Origin of the sequence: Nitratireductor mangrovi, assembly GCF_007922615.2 — a bacterium.
Classification (GTDB): Bacteria; Pseudomonadota; Alphaproteobacteria; order Rhizobiales; family Rhizobiaceae; genus Mangrovimarina; species Mangrovimarina mangrovi.
On sequence record NZ_CP042301.2, the window covers coordinates 3,089,210 to 3,104,016 of the forward strand.

At 64.5% G+C, this 14,807-nt stretch carries 17 protein-coding genes and 1 pseudogene; 11 read left to right on the forward strand and 7 right to left on the reverse strand.

Annotation, left to right across the window (positions count from 1 at the left end; genetic code table 11):
- Window positions 1-4 precede the first annotated feature (4 nt).
- The 10 genes from FQ775_RS15035 to FQ775_RS15080 all read left to right on the forward strand — a co-directional run bounded on the left by FQ775_RS15035 (window position 5) and on the right by FQ775_RS15080 (window position 8,406).
- Entirely contained in the window at window positions 5-949 is a 945-nt protein-coding gene (locus FQ775_RS15035) for a substrate-binding domain-containing protein (protein ID WP_146299988.1), read from the forward strand.
- A 171-nt stretch (window positions 950-1,120) separates the two neighbouring features.
- Window positions 1,121-2,113, forward strand: a complete 993-nt coding sequence (locus tag FQ775_RS15040) for a TRAP transporter substrate-binding protein (protein ID WP_146299989.1) — start codon at window positions 1,121-1,123, stop codon at window positions 2,111-2,113.
- A gap of 16 nt (window positions 2,114-2,129) precedes the next feature.
- On the forward strand, window positions 2,130-2,609 hold the full coding sequence (locus FQ775_RS15045) for a TRAP transporter small permease (protein ID WP_146299990.1): 480 nt from the start codon (window positions 2,130-2,132) through the stop codon (window positions 2,607-2,609).
- 1 nt (window position 2,610) lies between these two features.
- A complete protein-coding gene (locus FQ775_RS15050; RefSeq protein WP_146299991.1) occupies window positions 2,611-3,906 on the forward strand; it encodes a TRAP transporter large permease in 1,296 nt (431 codons plus the stop codon).
- Complete coding sequence (locus tag FQ775_RS15055; RefSeq protein WP_206064760.1) at window positions 3,897-4,982, forward strand: alanine racemase; 1,086 nt, start codon at window positions 3,897-3,899, stop codon at window positions 4,980-4,982. Before FQ775_RS15050 ends, FQ775_RS15055 begins: the two co-directional genes overlap by 10 nt.
- Window positions 4,983-4,984: 2 nt before the next feature.
- A complete protein-coding gene (kduD, locus tag FQ775_RS15060; protein WP_146301967.1) occupies window positions 4,985-5,752 on the forward strand; it encodes a 2-dehydro-3-deoxy-D-gluconate 5-dehydrogenase KduD in 768 nt (255 codons plus the stop codon).
- A 49-nt stretch (window positions 5,753-5,801) separates the two neighbouring features.
- Window positions 5,802-6,641 carry a transporter substrate-binding protein gene (locus FQ775_RS15065; protein ID WP_432420027.1) on the forward strand — a complete coding sequence of 280 codons (840 nt, stop codon included), beginning with the start codon at window positions 5,802-5,804 and terminating at the stop codon, window positions 6,639-6,641.
- An 18-nt stretch (window positions 6,642-6,659) separates the two neighbouring features.
- Window positions 6,660-7,319 carry an amino acid ABC transporter permease gene (locus FQ775_RS15070; protein ID WP_146299992.1) on the forward strand — a complete coding sequence of 220 codons (660 nt, stop codon included), beginning with the start codon at window positions 6,660-6,662 and terminating at the stop codon, window positions 7,317-7,319.
- Window positions 7,320-7,328: 9 nt separating this feature from the next.
- Complete coding sequence (locus FQ775_RS15075) at window positions 7,329-7,988, forward strand: amino acid ABC transporter permease (RefSeq protein WP_146299993.1); 660 nt, start codon at window positions 7,329-7,331, stop codon at window positions 7,986-7,988.
- Between the two features lie 28 nt (window positions 7,989-8,016).
- Entirely contained in the window at window positions 8,017-8,406 is a 390-nt protein-coding gene (locus tag FQ775_RS15080; RefSeq protein ID WP_146299994.1) for a RidA family protein, read from the forward strand.
- A 26-nt stretch (window positions 8,407-8,432) separates the two neighbouring features.
- Here FQ775_RS15080 and FQ775_RS15085 read toward each other — a convergent pair.
- From FQ775_RS15085 to FQ775_RS15110, 6 genes and pseudogenes are all read right to left on the reverse strand, one after another.
- Window positions 8,433-8,749, reverse strand: a pseudogene (locus FQ775_RS15085) (SDR family NAD(P)-dependent oxidoreductase); the annotation flags it as partial.
- A gap of 201 nt (window positions 8,750-8,950) precedes the next feature.
- On the reverse strand, window positions 8,951-10,201 hold the full coding sequence (locus tag FQ775_RS15090) for an MgtC/SapB family protein (RefSeq protein ID WP_146299995.1): 1,251 nt from the start codon (window positions 10,199-10,201) through the stop codon (window positions 8,951-8,953).
- A gap of 13 nt (window positions 10,202-10,214) precedes the next feature.
- Window positions 10,215-10,661: a thioredoxin TrxC gene (gene trxC, locus FQ775_RS15095; protein WP_146299996.1), complete on the reverse strand. Its 447-nt coding sequence runs from the start codon at window positions 10,659-10,661 to the stop codon at window positions 10,215-10,217.
- A gap of 22 nt (window positions 10,662-10,683) precedes the next feature.
- Window positions 10,684-11,088 (reverse strand): c-type cytochrome, encoded by a 405-nt coding sequence (locus FQ775_RS15100; protein ID WP_146299997.1) that lies wholly within the window; start codon window positions 11,086-11,088, stop codon window positions 10,684-10,686.
- Window positions 11,085-12,665, reverse strand: coding sequence for a bifunctional aminoglycoside phosphotransferase/ATP-binding protein (locus tag FQ775_RS15105; RefSeq protein ID WP_146299998.1), 1,581 nt, complete (start codon window positions 12,663-12,665; stop codon window positions 11,085-11,087). Before FQ775_RS15105 ends, FQ775_RS15100 begins: the two co-directional genes overlap by 4 nt.
- A 50-nt stretch (window positions 12,666-12,715) precedes the next feature.
- Window positions 12,716-13,123, reverse strand: coding sequence for a c-type cytochrome (locus tag FQ775_RS15110; protein ID WP_146299999.1), 408 nt, complete (start codon window positions 13,121-13,123; stop codon window positions 12,716-12,718).
- Between the two features lie 189 nt (window positions 13,124-13,312).
- On the opposite strand from FQ775_RS15110, the gene FQ775_RS15115 reads away from it, so the two are divergent.
- Window positions 13,313-14,149 carry a universal stress protein gene (locus FQ775_RS15115; protein WP_146300000.1) on the forward strand — a complete coding sequence of 279 codons (837 nt, stop codon included), beginning with the start codon at window positions 13,313-13,315 and terminating at the stop codon, window positions 14,147-14,149.
- Window positions 14,150-14,226: 77 nt separating this feature from the next.
- On the opposite strand, the gene FQ775_RS15120 is transcribed toward FQ775_RS15115, so the two are convergent.
- The gene (locus FQ775_RS15120) at window positions 14,227-14,757 is read right to left on the reverse strand and encodes an Hsp20/alpha crystallin family protein (protein WP_146300001.1); all 531 of its coding nucleotides are present in this window, start codon (window positions 14,755-14,757) and stop codon (window positions 14,227-14,229) included.
- Window positions 14,758-14,807: the final 50 nt, after the last annotated feature.

Genomic DNA, 14,807 nt, shown 5'->3' on the forward strand with positions numbered 1-14,807 from the left:
GGAAATGAACACACGAATGAAGAACTTGCTGGCCGGGGCAGGCACACTGGCAGTCGCGGCTGGACTGGCCTCTTCGGCGCTGGCCATGGACAAGATCAAGATCGGCTTTTCGCAAGGCACGATGGAAAGCTCGTGGCGCGTGAACATGGTCGAGGGCAACCGCAAATGGGCCGAGGCCAACCTGCCGGACGTCGAACTGTTGATCACCAATGGCGAAAACAACGCCTCCAAACAGGTGTCCGACGTCGAAAGCCTGATGGCGCAGGGCGTCAAGACGCTGATCATCAGCCCGGTGACGGCGGACGCGCTGACACCCGTGGTCAAGCAGGCGATGGAGGCCGGTATCCCGGTCGTCACCCTGGACCGCAAGGTCAACACCGACGTCACGCTGCATATCGGCGCCGACAACGTGCTGATCGGCAAGACGGCGGGCGAGTTCGTCTGCAAGGAACTCGGCGGCAAGGGCAACGTGATCGAAATCCAGGGCACGGCTGGCGCCTCGGCGACCATCGACCGTCACGACGCCTTTCACGCCGCGCTCGCCGCCAACTGCCCGGACGTGAAGGTGGTCGCCGACCAGGTCGCCAACTATGTGCGCGAGCCGGCGATCAAGTTCATGGAGGATATGTTGCAACGCTTCGGCGCTGGCGAAATCGATCTGGTCTACGCCCACAATGACGACATGGCTCTCGGGGCCGTCACCGCGCTCGAAGCAGCCGGCCGCCTCGAAGAGGTCAAGGTGGTTGGCATTGACGGCGAAAACGCCGCCTATGACGCCATCAAGGAAGGCAAGATGGTGGCGACGTTCACCTACCACTTCGTCGCGCCGGAGGGCGTGCAGTACGGTTACAAGGTCGCCAAGGGCGAAACCTTCGACCAGGAAATCATCCTGCCGACACATCAGGTCGATGCCAGCAACGTCGACCAATGGCTCGGCAAGGGATTCTGACGGTCGCGGCTGTCAGTTGGCCGGCACCAAGCGGCCGGTGACGCGCCTCCGGGCTCTCGGGGTCGCATCGGAACAGGCGGGCGCGGGACCGGCAATGGTTCCTTCCCGGAGAAAATCTGCCGGAACCGCGTGCGTATATTAATCATATAATATGTAAATAAGAGGTGTGAGATGATCCTGACCAGAAGGAAGGCGATGGCCCTGATGGCCACCGCAGCGCTGCTGCCGGCGGCTCGGGCTTCGGCCATGGAAACGCTCCGTTTCGGCCACGACCAGCCGCTCGGCAGCATGTATGACGCAGGTCACCAGGCGCTGAAGGCCGCGGTGGCGGAAAGGACAGGTGGCAAGCTGGCCATCGAGGTCTTCCCGGCGGCGCAACTCGGCAACGAGGTGGCGATGATCGAAGGCATGCGCCTCGGTTCGGTCGACGGTGCCGTCTCGCATGTCGCCAACGCCGCGACCGTTGTGCCGGAACTGGCGTTCTTCAGCGTCTCCTACCTGTTCCAGGACCGCGACCATTTCGAGCGCGTGATCGCAGATCCGGCCTTTCGCGCCAAGGTAGAGGAACTGATCGCAAGCAAGGAACTCGGGCTGAAGCTGCTCGGCTTCTATTCCGCGGGCGTGCGCAACATCTACACGAGGCGGGGGCCGGCCACGACGCCGGAGGAACTGGCGGGCACGAAGCTGCGCGTCATGAACAATCCCGTGGAGGCCAAGATCTGGGGCACGATCGGCGCCATACCGACGCCGATGAATTTCGGCGAGGTCTATCAGGCGCTCCAGTCGGGCGTGCTCGATGCGGCCGAGAACGCGCCCGCGGTAATCGAATCCAACAAGCATTTCGAGGCCGCCGGCACCATCATCCTCACCGAGCATCAGCGCTCGATCGCGCTCCTGCTGATGAGCCAGGCGAAGTTCGACGCCTTGGCGCCGGACTTGCAGGAGCAGTTGCTGGCGGCGGCGAGCGATGCCTCTGCCGCCGAGCGCGACCGTGATGCCCAGCTGAATGCCGAGGCGATCGAACGCATGAAGGAACGCGGCGCCGAAATCGTCCTGCCCGACAAGGCAGCGTTCGCCGCCAAGGTGGCGCCAATCCAGGACGAGGTCGCAACAAGCCTCGGCATGGAAGGCATGCTGGCGCTCATCCGCTCGCACGCCGGCTAGGAAGGGGGGCGGCGGCATGGACCGTATCCTGGTGATCGTCGACCAGGCGATCTTGCGACTTCTGGCAGTGCTCCTGGCGCTGGTGACTCTTGGCATCTTCGTCCAGGTGGTGCTCCGCTACGCAGCGGGCGCGTCATTCCTCTGGGGGGAGGAACTGTCGGTCTTCGCTTTCGTCTGGTGTATTTTCCTCGGCGCGGTGCTCAATGTGCGCCGGCGGTCCAACTTCGCCTTCGAATTTTTCGCCGACCTGCTTCCCGGACGCTGGAGTGCGGTCCAGCGCCTCATCGTCGATGCGATCGTTCTGGCCTGTTGCCTCGTGCTCCTGCGCGAGGGGCTGGCTTTCTCGGAACTCAGCATCAAGCGCCTGTCGCCCGCACTCGGCATTTCGCTTTTCGTGCCGACGCTGGCGATACCGGTGGCCAGTTTCCTGATGATCCTCGCGGTGCTCATCCACATGGCGCGCAACGCGGCGATCCTCCTCGGCAGGGAGGGTTGAGATGGGCCCGCTGACCCTGCTCTTCGCCACACTTTCGCTGGCGCTGCTTCTCGGCGTGCCGATCGGGTTCGCTCTGCTCGCGGCGTCCTTCGTCGTCATCCTCTACGAGGGGCTGCCGCTGGCTGTCGTGACGCAGCAGATGTTCAACGGGGTGAACAGTTTCACGTTGCTGGCGCTGCCGTTCTTCTTCCTGGCCGGCAACGTGATGAATGCCGGTGGTATCTCGGAACGGCTGATCAAGCTCGCGATGGCCCTGGTCGGGCACCTGCGCGGCGGCCTTGCCCATGTCAATGTCGTTGTCGGCATGTTCTTCGCCGGCATTTCCGGATCGAGCACGGCCGAAGCCGCCGGCATCGGTGCCGTGTTCATCCCCGCGATGCGCCGACGCGGCTACAGCGACAAGTTTTCCGTCAGTCTGACGGCCTGCGCCTCGACCATGGGCGTGGTCATCCCGCCGTCGATCCTGATGGTCGTCTACGGCGCCACCGGCGGCGTGTCGATCGGCGCGCTGTTCATAGCCGGCGCGCTGCCCGGCATCGCCATGGGCCTGGCGCTGATGGCCCAGTCGCACATCTATGCGGTTCGCTACGACTTCCCGCGCGAGCACCCGGAATTTCTCGGGACCCGCGCCGTTCTGTCCGGGTTCAAGGCGAGTCTCTGGCCGCTCGGCGTCCCGGTCATCATCGTGGCCGGCATGGTCGGCGGCGTGTTCACCCCTACGGAGGCTGCTTCCGTCGCGGCCGTCTACGCGCTGTTCGTCACGGTGATCGTCTATCGCGCGGTCGACTTTCGGCGGCTTTCGGAAATCTTCTCGGAAACAGCGGTGCAGTTCTCGCAGATCCTGTTCTGCGTCGCCGGCGCCTCGATCTTCGGCTGGATCCTCTCCTATTGCCGCGCGCCGGACGCGGTTACCGAATTCATCCTGACGTTCACCCAGGACTGGCGGGTTGTGATCATCCTGATCTTTCTGCTTTTCATGCTCCTGGGCACGTTCATGGACGCGCTGCCCGCTATCCTGATCTTCGTTCCGATCATCCAGCCGGTCGCCGACCAAGTCGGCATCCATCCGGTGCATCTCGGTGTCGTCGTCATCATGACGCTGGCGCTCGGCCTGCTGACACCACCCTACGGCCTTTGCGCGCTCACCGCGTGCTCGGTCGCCGGCATCCCGGTGACGCGCATCCTCGTCCAACTGCTTGTGATGATGCTTGCCCTGCTTGTGGTCGTGCTCCTGTGCGCGCTGGTGCCGGCCATCGTTCTCATTCTCCCGCAACTCCTGGTGCCACAATGGATATGAAGCCGCAGAAATCCCGCTCATCGGTCGCCGATCTCGACACGCCGGCGGTCACCATCGACCTCGACCGGGTCGACGAGAACATCGCCCGTGTGCAGCGGCGCATCGAAGGTTGCGGCCTCGTCAACCGGCCACATGTCAAGACACACAAGATACCGGCGATCGCGCAGAAGCAGATCGATGCCGGCGCCGTTGGCATCACCTGCCAGAAACTGGGCGAGGTCGAGGCGTTCGTGGAGGCGGGCGTCACCGGCGACATCCTGGTCACCTTCAACATTGTCGGTGACCTCAAGACGGAACGGCTGATGGCGCTGGTGCCGCGGGTGAAGCGCCTGGCCGTCGTGGCGGACAACGAGGTCGTGCTGCGCGGGCTGTCGGAGGCGGCGCGCCGCCACGGGCGCGACCTGCCGGTGCTGCTTGAATGCGATTCCGGCTTCGGCCGCAACGGGCTGCAGACGCCCGACGAGGCGCTCGACCTCGCCAAACTCGCTGCCCAGCTTCCGAACCTTCGTTTCGACGGGCTGTTGGTCTTTCCCAACACCGCGCCGCGAACCAAGGGGTTCTTCGAGGCCGCGGTGTCGAAATTCGAAGCCGCCGGCGTGCCCCTTCCGATCCTCTCCGGCGGCGGCACGCCCGCGCTCAACGCCCTCGAAGACTATCCGATGATGACCGAGCACCGCGCCGGTACCTACGTCTACAACGACGTCATGATGGTTCATTCCGGCGCCGCGCGGTGGGACAACTGCGCGATGACCGTGCGCACGACCGTGGTGAGCCGGCCGACCGCAGACCGCGCCATCGTCGATGCCGGCTCCAAGGTTCTCACCCGCGAGCAATATTACGTCGAGAATTTCGGCCGGGTCGCCGAGTACCCCGACGCGGTCGTCGCCAACCTGTCGGAAGAACACGGCATGCTCGACCTTTCGGCCTGCCGCGACAAGCCGAAGGTTGGTGACGTCGTCAGCATCATCCCCAACCATTGCTGCGTCGTCTCCAACATGGTCGATGAAGTGCATGGCGTGCGCGACGGCATGATCGAGGTCGTCTGGCCGGTCGCGGCGCGCGGAAAAGTCACGTGAAGATGGCGGCGGCCGGCTCGCTCTTCGACCTTGCTGGCAAGGTCGCGCTGGTAACGGGCGCGCGTGGCGGCCTTGGCCAGGCGATGGCCTTGGCGCTGGCATCGGCCGGGGCCGACATTGCCGGCCTGGGCTCGTCGCCGATGCCGGAGACCGCCGACATGGTCGCAAGGCTTGGCCGGAGGTTCCTCACGATCGGCTGCGACCTTTCCATTGCCCAGGATCTGACCGCGCCGGTCGCCAAGGCGGTCGCCGAGATCGGCGGCATCGACATCCTCGTCAACAACGCCGGTACCATCAGGCGCAGCCCCGCGCTCGATGTCGGGATCGAAGACTGGGACGCGGTGACGAATGTGAACCTGCGCTCGGCGTTCTTCCTGTCACAGGCCGTGGCGCGGCACATGGTTGAGACGAGACGCGCCGGGCGCCTGATCAACGTTGCCTCGATGCTGTCCTTCCAGGGCGGCATCAACGTCGCCTCCTACACCGCCAGCAAACACGGCATCGCCGGGATAACCCGCGCCCTGGCCAACGAGATGGCTGCGCACGGCATAACCGTGAACGCGCTCGCGCCCGGCTATTTCGCAACCGACAACACCGCGCCGCTGCGCGCCGACCCGGCCAGGAATCGTCAGATCGTCGACCGGATCCCCATCGGCCGCTGGGGTGAGCCGCGCGAGCTCGCAACGGCGGTGCTGTTCCTGGCTTCGCCGGCCAGCGCCTACGTGACGGGATCGGTGCTCACGGTCGATGGCGGCTGGCTTTCGAGATGATCATCAATCGTCCGGCGCAAAGGGTCCGGACTTCGCGGAGGAGGAGACCATGATGAAAGGTTCAATAGGATTGCTATCCCTGATCGGGGCCCTAGCGGCCGTCGCCATGCCGACGGCGGCCAGCGCGGACAAACTTGCTGACGTCCTGGCGCGCGGCAAGCTGGTCGTCGGCACCGGAAGCACCAACCCGCCCTGGCATTTTACGGACGAGAACGGCAAGCTGGTCGGCTTCGATGTCGACGTTGCCAAGATCGTCGCGAAGGGCCTGTTCGACGATCCGGAGAAGGTCGAGTTCGTCATCCAGGCGTCGGATGCGCGCATTCCCAACCTGGTTACGGACAAGGTCGACATCACCTGCCAGTTCATGACGGTGACCGCGTCGCGGGCGCAACAGGCGAATTTCACCATTCCCTACTACCGCGAGGGGGTGGGCCTGCTTCTGGCTGCCGATGGCGAGCACCAGACCTATGACGACCTCAAGGCCGCGGGCAGCGCGGTGACCGTGTCGGTGCTGCAGAACGTCTATGCTGAGGAGATGGTCCATCAGGCACTGCCCGACGCGGGCGTCGACCAATATGAAAGCGTTGACCTCATGTACCAGGCGCTCAATTCCGGCCGCGCCCACGCAGCGGCCACGGACAAGTCGTCGCTGCGCTGGTTCATGAAGCAGAACCCGGAGCGCTATCGCGACTCGGGCCATGGCTGGAACCCGCAGACCTACTCATGCGCGGTCAAGCGCGGCGACGCGGACTGGCTCCAGTTCGTCAACACGACGCTGCGCGAAGCGCTGACCGGCGTCGAGTTCGGTAACTACAGCGCCTCGTTCGAACGCTGGTTCGGCGAGGTTCCTCCCGCGCCGCAGGTCGGCTTCCCGGGCGAGTTGCGGTAGGGCCGGGCAGCGCGCGCCATGGACTATGTCCTCAATTTCGACGTGATCTGGCGAAACTTCGATCGCCTGCTCGCCGGGTTGGGGCTGGGCCTGGCGCTCGCCGTCATTTCGCTTGCGGTCGGGACCGTTATCGGCCTTGCCTGCGCCTTCGTCGTCACCGATGGACGGCGACCGGCGCGCGCGATGGTCGCTTCCTATGTGACCCTTGTCCGCAACACGCCGATCCTGGTCATCGTCCTGATCGCCTATTTCGCGCTGCCGGAGTTTGGTGTCCGCATGGGCAAGCTGCAAAGCTTCGCCGCCTCGCTCGCGCTTTATGCCGGCGCCTACCTCACAGAGGTGTTCCGCGCCGGCCTGGCCGGCGTTCCCCGCGGCGTCGTCGACGCAGGACTCGCGATCGGACTTTCCCGTTTCAAGGTCGCCCTTCTGATCCGGTTCCCGATCATGCTGCGCAATGCGCTGCCGGCACTGGGTTCGACGTTCATATCGCTTTTCAAGGACACCTCGATTGCGGCCGCCATCGCCGTGCCCGAGCTGACCTTCCAGGCGCGCCGGATCAATGTCGACAGCTTCCGGGTGGTCGAGGCCTGGATGGCGGCCAGCGCGCTCTATGTCGTCACTTGCTTCGCGATCGCGGCCGGCCTGCGCCGGCTCGAGCGCCGGTTCGCGCGGTTCTGAGGTGTCGTCATGGAGAACCTGATCGCTTCGCTCTGGGCCGCACGGTTCCAGATTGCGCAAGGGCTTGTCACCACCGCCGAGGTGTCCGCGGCACCGATTGCGCTCGGGACGATCCTTGGCCTCGCCGTGGGCATCGGCCTGTCCTACGGGCCGCGGCCACTGCGCTTGCTCATGCACTTCTATGTCGACGTGGTGCGCGGTACGCCGGTTCTGGTTCTTGTCCTGGCGAGCTTCTACGTGCTGGCCTTCCTCGGTCTTCATCTGGGCGCGAAGGCATCGGGTATCCTGGCGTTGACCGTCTTTTGCGGCGCGCATCTTGGCGAAGTGACCCGGGGCGCGCTAGCCGCGATCCCGGCGGGGCAGGTAGAGGCCGCGCGCAGTCTCGGCCTCGGCTTCGGGCGCATCCTGGCGCTGGTGCTGGTTCCGCAGGCCGTGCGGCTTGCGCTGCCGGTGTGGGTCAACACCGCGGTCGAGATCGTCAAGGCGTCGACGCTGCTCTCCGTGATTGGCGTCGGTGAATTACTGCTCAAGACCCAGGAGGTGATCGGCCGCACCTTCCTGACACTCGAATTCTATCTGCTCGCCGGGCTGCTCTATTTCGCGATCAACTATTCCATCCAGGCACTCGGTCAACGCGCCGAAAGGCGCCTCGCCATTCCGGGCCTGTAACACGCGTCCAAAGGAAAGGACCTTGCCGATGACAATCAAACGTTTCGGATCGACGCCGACCGGCCCCGGCGGTCGCGGACTGCCCTTCACCAGGGCTGCACGCGCCGGCGACTACCTGTTTGTTTCCGGACAGGTGCCGATGGGGCCGGACGGCGAGATCGTCGAGGGTTCGATCGTCGCCCAGGCGCGGCAGACGATCGAGAACGTCCGTGCCATTCTCGGCGAGCAGGGCCTCGACCTCAAGGACGTCGTCAAGGCGACCGTGTGGCTTGCCGACGCGCGCGACTTCTGGCCATTCAACAAGGTCTACAACGAATATTTCGGAGCGGCGCTGCCGGCCCGCTCCTGCGTGCGCGGCGACATGATGGTCGACTGCAAGGTCGAGATCGAGGTCATCGCCTATGCGCCCGAAAAGTGACCTCAGACGGTTCTCAAGCAGCGCCGCTCCCAGGTTTCTCCCGTCCCTTCGACCTGCTTCTTCGTCGGTTCGATCCAACCATCGGTCAGCACCAGGCCCGGGGTTCACGGTGTTGACGCGAATGTTGTCGCCGATGACCTCGTGCGCGAGGTTCTTGGAGAGCATCATCAGCGCCGCCTTGGCAACCTTGTAGATCAGCTCGTGATAAAGCGGCTGGACCGCGCAGATCGACGCGCTGTGCAGGATGCCCCCCACCGCGGCTGCGCGTCATCGGCACGACGCCTCGGGTCAGCCGCACCGCCGCCATGACATGCAGTTCCCAATAGGCCTGCCGCCGCTCGTCCAGCCCATCCTATAGCCGCAAGGCGGAGGAGAGCCGTCCACCGAATCAGAAGCGGACAGTCTTCTTTGGTACGAAATCACTAGAAAGTCGCCCAAGCAGTACGGAAGGTCCGTTGGTCGCAAATTGTCAGGTCACGGCAGAAACGCCTCCCGACAGCGGGCTTTCCGCATGAGTTGGCGAGCGACGCGCAAGGATCGCCGCTCAACTGGCCTGCACGAAAAGCGCGAGATAGCCTGCCATCGCGGCCGCGCACGTTATTCCGGCGCCAGGGAGCCAGAACCTCGGCGGTCCGGCAAAGACGGAAAGAGACCAGCGACCGACGGCATTGGACGCAACGGCCGCAAGCACGGCGAATCCCGCCATCTCACGCGACACCTCCTGCCCGGCGAGCCGCAACGCGCTCAACACCGCGACATCGACATCGAACATCCCCGACAATCCCGTCGTCGCAAGCAGCCCGACTTCGCCGAAACGTCCGGAAACCGACGCCGTCACCGTCGACACGATAGCGAACATCAGGGAAAAGGCGAGTAGCGGAATAAGGTCGAAGGGATTGCGCGTCGCCGGACCTTCGTCACCGGTCTGCCAACCACTGCGAAGCAGCAGGAGACCGGAGGCTGCGAAAACGGTGGCGGCCGCAAGCGCCGGCAACGCGACCGTCATCAGGACCCGCGGCTCGATAATGAGGACTACCCCGCACACGCGCAGGATCGAAACCATGGCGGCCAGCGCCGCCGCTCCGGCTCTCGCAAGGCAGTCGCCCTGCGTCCTTGCGGTCCGGGCTAGTGCCACCGTGACAGCGGTTGACGATACGACCGCGCCGGCCAGCGAACTGACCAGAAGTCCGCGCGAAGATCCGAGAAGTCGCGTTGCGACATAGCCGAGATAGGAAATCGCGGCCATCAGCACCGTGAAGAACCATATCTGGTACGGGTTGAGGCCGTTCCATGGATCGATCGTGTGGTCCGGCAGCATCGGCAGCACGATGGCGGTCATGACCGCGAGGATGAGCGCCGACCGCAATTCGGCCCATGTCAACCGCCTGAGCAGGTCATGCAGCACCGCCCGGCTGGCGAGAAGCACCGCCAAGGCGGTGCCGCCAGCCGCGGCGACCATATAGTCGCCGGCAACAGCAAGCGCGCCGAGCGCGAAAACGGCGATTGCGGCAACCACGCCGGTGACGCTGTAGTCGTTGTCATGGGCGGCCTCGCGCGCCTTGAACCAGGCAAAGACCGCCGTAAAGACGATGAGTCCGCTAACCAGCAGCATGATCGCGCCAGAAGCCTGGGCCAGGGCAGCGAAGATGCCGCCAAGGAGGCCGCTGAGGCCGTACGTCCGGATACCGGCGGTGCGGCTGTGGTCGGGAGCTTCGCGCTCCCGCCAGCCACGCTCGAGCCCGACCAGGAGACCGATGGCCAGTGCAAGCCCCAGGCGTGCGAGCAGCGGGTCCAAGCTCGAACCTCCGTCAGGAGGCGACAGCGGGAAGGCGTTCGCGCACCCAATTCGTGATCTCGCCAGTTGTCATGGCGCCGGAAACACGCGCGATCTCACGCCCGCCCGCAAACAGGATCATGGTCGGAATGCCGCGAATACCCAGTTCGGCCGAAGTCGCCTGGTGCCGGTCCGAGTTGAGCTTCACGAGACGGACTTCGGGTTCCAGCACGGCCGCCGCGGCTTCAAAGGCGGGGGCCATTGTCCGGCAGGGGCCGCACCAGGGAGCCCAGACATCGACAAGCACCGGCAGCGTGCCGCGGTCGATCTGGCGCCCGAGATTGTCGCCGGAAATGTCGTCCGGATGCCCGCGGAAGAGTTTTGAGGCACACTTGCCGCACTTGGCCCCGGTCGCGGGCCGCGCCTCGGGCAGCCGGTTGATGCCCCCGCAACTGCCGCAAACGACCAGCTTTTCGACCATGACTCGAACCTTGTTACTTCGTCTATTCCTGGATACTTTCGATATAGGTGACGATGTCGTCCACCTGACGTCGATCCGGCTCGAAATCCGGCATCACGGCATGACGCAGGAAAAGATCCGCCAGCATCTCGTCCCGCAGCGTTGCGAGCGGACGCCGTCGCCCGAGATGCCTGAAAGGCGGTGCTTCGGCATTCTCGCTCCCGTCGAACTGTGCCAGCGCGTGGCAGGGCGCACAATTGGCCTCGGCCAGGCGCCGACCGCGGAAAGCGCTTTCCCGGTCCGCCGCCAAAGCGGGCAGGGTCCACGAAAGCGAGCCAAGAATGAGCATCACCCCTGCAAGGGCCAGGCTGTCGTTCGTTCGGCTTGTCGTCACCAGCATCTTCGCAGCATAGACCACGTCCTGACCGCCATCCTTGATCGTGGTCAAGTCCCGCTTCGCCGCGTGCCGGCGCGGCTTTTGCCCTCGAAATGACCGAGGATGTGCGCCACGATCTCCTCCGGCTGCCCGCCAGCGTCGATTTTCTTCCAGCGGATGTCGTCGCGCTGGCGCCGCAGCTGCATCGCCAGCACGTCGATCGTCGCGTCGGAAGGACCTCCGGCCTTGCGCTCGCTGACCCGCCGTCGAAGGAGCGCGGCCCCGGCGTCAAGCCACACGCCGAAGAAGGATACGCCGGCGCCGCGCGCTGCCCCTTCGATCCTGGTGCGGTCTCCCGCTCGGTCGAACACCGCGTCAGCTACGACCGCGCCGCCTTGTCCGAGGATCGTCCCGGCCTTGCGGGCCATCTCGGCATAGACCCTTTCGGAAATCTCGGGACGATATGCTTCCTCGGCAAGCCGCGTTTCGGCGCTCACGCCGTGCATCGCCTTGCGCAGCCGGTCGCTTTCGAGAATGCGCGCCCCCGGCGGAGTGCCGACATGAGCTGCCAGGGCTTCGGCGACCGTCGTCTTGCCAGACCCGCTGAACCCGCCGATCGCGACGAGCCGCGCCGGACGATCTTCCAGCAGGGCGTTCGCGAGGTTGAAATAGGATCGTGCCTGCCCAGCCAGCACGGCGTCCTCATGTCCGCCCTCTTCCAATTGCGTCGCGGTCACATGCGCACGCACGGCCGCCCGCAGCGCCATGAAGAATGGCAGCAGCACGAAGCCGTCATCCTCTTCCGTTTCGTCGAGGTAGCGGTTCATGACCAGGTTGGCGAGGTCGGGAAGGTCGCGATGCCAAAGGTCCATCAGCAGGAAGGCGAGGTCGTAGAGGACGTCGATGCTCGCGATCTGCTCATTGAACTCGATGCAGTCGAACAGGCAGGGTTTCCCGTCGAGGACACAGATATTGCGCAGGTGCAGGTCTCCGTGGCCGCGCCGGACCTTGCCGGCCGTCGCGCGCCTGTCGAGCAGCCCGGCATGCCGGGCAAGCGCAGCGCGGAACCTCCGGTTGAGAGAATCGACCTCGATCTGCGGGAAGAGATGGCTTGTCGCAAAGCCCGCCTCGTTGATGTCGAGGACTCCGGCGATGTTGCCGCTGCCCGAGCCCGCCCGGACCACCGCCGCGACACCATGAAAGCGCTCGATCGCACGCGCAACGTCGGTCATCAGCCGCGGCGTCAGTTCGCCCTTTTCCGCTTTCCTGTCGAGCAGGCAGGACTGTTCGAACCTTTTCATCTCCACCACGGCGTCAACGGTGTCGCCCTCACCGTCAAAGGCAAGGTCGCCCACGCCTGATAGCGTTATGTACCGAACACCGAGATAGAGCCCCGGCGCCGTCGGGGCGTTGAGCTCGACCTCCTTTCGGCATGCGGAAAGCCTGAGCTGCGGCGTCGAAAAGTCGACATAGGGCAGCTTGACCGCGCGTTTCATCTTGTAGGCCCGCGTGCCTGCCAGGAAGATTCGGGAGATATGGGTTTCTATCACCTCGACCCGGTCTGCGCCCGGATGGTTGGCCGGGTCGGAAAGAAACGCGGTCACGCTGTCCTGCCGGTCGGTCGACATTTCTACACTGCCTGTGAACATTGGCGTGAGCTTCTTGTGCCGAAACGAATGAAAGAGACCCTGGTTTCCCGTCAGCGCTGCAACGTCTCGATAAATTCGGTGAGACGGTGGACGCGTTCGCGCGCAATCAACTCGCCGCCGATCGGCCCGAAAGTCTCGATGTCACCCTCCTTGAAAACCTCGCCCCAAACCGGCATCTCGCCATCATTATGGAGAGGCACGACGTAGCGGCCGTCGATCACCCAGAAAACCTTCCAGTAGGGATACTCGCCGCCATTGTCGCGCGCGAGCCCCGTCAGATCGCTCGGTGGTGCCGCAAGGTCTGCTGAGCGCGGTCCATCGCCTTGTCCGTTTTCGCCATGACATGCGGCACAGGAATTCTGGTATTCTGCCGGGCCGTAGTCACGCTCGCCGGCCAGCGCGGAAAAGCCCGCCAGAAGCAAGGTGACCGTTGTTGCGATCGTCTTCGTTGTGGTCATCACTTTTGTTGTCGCCATGTTCGAGCACGCTAGTCATCATCGAACAGTTGTCGCGACTGCACATTGATGCCGGTCAAACCACACACGGTTGCCTCATTGATCCAGCGCAAGGACGTCTTGCTGTACCCGGCCTACGTGACAGGGACTCGCATGAAGAGAGCACCCAGTTAGGCTCACGGAGAACCGGCTATGACTTTCAAGACCATTCTCGCCGTCACCGAGGCGGACGGCAGTGACGACGATCTCCACCTGGCGGCGGCCCTCTGCGAAGAGGCGGGTGCCCATCTGTCCACCTTGGTCGTCGGGATCGCGGCACCGCCTCCTGTCGGTGAATACGCCGCTGTCGTTTCCGACATCTGGGTGAAGGAGCGTCGGGACGACATCGCGAGGCTGACGTCGCGAACAAGCGGGGTTTCCGCATTTCTTGCCGCGCTTCCAGTCTCTGCCGACGTCACCAGCGAGTATGCCGAGCAGTTCTGGGCCGACGACGCCGTCGGACGCCGCGCTCGCTACGCTGACCTCGTTCTGGTCGGGCCCGGGCTCGCCGCCTCCCCGCTCCTGAGGGACAAGGTGGTGGAAGGCGTCCTGTTTGCTTCTGGCAGGCCGCTGCTTGTTGTTCCGGATAACGCGCGTGCTACCCTGAGGCCGGAACGCGTCAGCGTCGCATGGGATGGCGGCATGGAGGCGTCACGCGCGGTGCGCGAGGCGATCGACCTGCTGACCGCGGCTCGGGAGGTCCGGCTGGTTCTTATCGATCCGGTCGGGGGCGAAGAAGCCCACGGCGCCGAGCCGGGCGCCGATCTCGCCAGCTATCTCTCGCGTCACGGTGCAAAGGTCACGGTCGATCGCCTGCCGAGCGAGGGGCATCCGGTGGCTGCCATTCTGGCGCGCCATGCACGGGACACGGCGTGCGAACTCTTGGTCGCCGGTGCCTACGGGCATTCCCGCCTGCGCGAAAGCCTCCTTGGCGGCGTGACCCGCTCCCTTCTGGAGAACCCGCCGCTGCCGGTGCTCCTGGCGCGGTGACTGGGCGCCTTTCGGGTCAACCCAAACAAAAAAGCGGCGCGGGTCTTCCGCGCCGCTTGCCTTTCCTGGGCTGGATGTCAGGCCGCCTTGACCGAGATTTTCTTTTCGGCCTTTTTCGCGTCTGCCGTCTTGGGCAGCCTCACGGTCAGAACACCCTTGCTGAAATTCGCTTCTATCCCGTCGAGATCAACGCCGTCGGGAAGCCGGAAGGAACGCTGGAACGAACCGAAGCGCCGCTCCGACAAATAGTAGTCCGTCTGCTTTTCCTCCTTCTCCTCGCTCTTTTCGCCCCTGATGGTCAGGATGCGGTTCGCAAGCCGGATATCGACCTTGTCCTCGTCGATGCCTGGCAGTTCGGCCGTTATCTCGTATTCGCCCTCCCTCTCGACCCAGTCGACGGCTGGCGCCATGGGCCATTCGGAACCCCGCGCAACGGGCTCGAGAGCGGGACGTGTCCGTCCCGTCGGCAGGCGCCAATCGAAGGGATGGAAATCGTCAAAAAGGCGGTCGATCTCCCTTCGCAGGCTTTCGAACGGCAACCAGCCCCGTTCGACCGATTGCGGTGAATTCGTGTCATTCTTGACCGGCAGTTTCGTTGCTTCGACCATTGTCTTCGTCCTTGTGCTCAGGTTCTCCCTGTGGACGGGTGGCCATGCGA

Coding starts and splice junctions, on each gene's coding strand:
- FQ775_RS15035 (WP_146299988.1), top strand. CDS start 5: ATGAACACACGAATGAAGAACTTGCTGGCCGGGGCAGGCACACTGGCA.
- FQ775_RS15040 (WP_146299989.1), top strand. CDS start 1,121: ATGATCCTGACCAGAAGGAAGGCGATGGCCCTGATGGCCACCGCAGCG.
- FQ775_RS15045 (WP_146299990.1), top strand. CDS start 2,130: ATGGACCGTATCCTGGTGATCGTCGACCAGGCGATCTTGCGACTTCTG.
- FQ775_RS15050 (WP_146299991.1), top strand. CDS start 2,611: ATGGGCCCGCTGACCCTGCTCTTCGCCACACTTTCGCTGGCGCTGCTT.
- FQ775_RS15055 (WP_206064760.1), top strand. CDS start 3,897: ATGGATATGAAGCCGCAGAAATCCCGCTCATCGGTCGCCGATCTCGAC.
- kduD (WP_146301967.1), top strand. CDS start 4,985: ATGGCGGCGGCCGGCTCGCTCTTCGACCTTGCTGGCAAGGTCGCGCTG.
- FQ775_RS15065 (WP_432420027.1), top strand. CDS start 5,802: ATGATGAAAGGTTCAATAGGATTGCTATCCCTGATCGGGGCCCTAGCG.
- FQ775_RS15070 (WP_146299992.1), top strand. CDS start 6,660: ATGGACTATGTCCTCAATTTCGACGTGATCTGGCGAAACTTCGATCGC.
- FQ775_RS15075 (WP_146299993.1), top strand. CDS start 7,329: ATGGAGAACCTGATCGCTTCGCTCTGGGCCGCACGGTTCCAGATTGCG.
- FQ775_RS15080 (WP_146299994.1), top strand. CDS start 8,017: ATGACAATCAAACGTTTCGGATCGACGCCGACCGGCCCCGGCGGTCGC.
- trxC (WP_146299996.1), bottom strand. CDS start 10,661: ATGGTCGAAAAGCTGGTCGTTTGCGGCAGTTGCGGGGGCATCAACCGG.
- FQ775_RS15105 (WP_146299998.1), bottom strand. CDS start 12,665: ATGTTCACAGGCAGTGTAGAAATGTCGACCGACCGGCAGGACAGCGTG.
- FQ775_RS15110 (WP_146299999.1), bottom strand. CDS start 13,123: ATGACCACAACGAAGACGATCGCAACAACGGTCACCTTGCTTCTGGCG.
- FQ775_RS15115 (WP_146300000.1), top strand. CDS start 13,313: ATGACTTTCAAGACCATTCTCGCCGTCACCGAGGCGGACGGCAGTGAC.
- FQ775_RS15120 (WP_146300001.1), bottom strand. CDS start 14,757: ATGGTCGAAGCAACGAAACTGCCGGTCAAGAATGACACGAATTCACCG.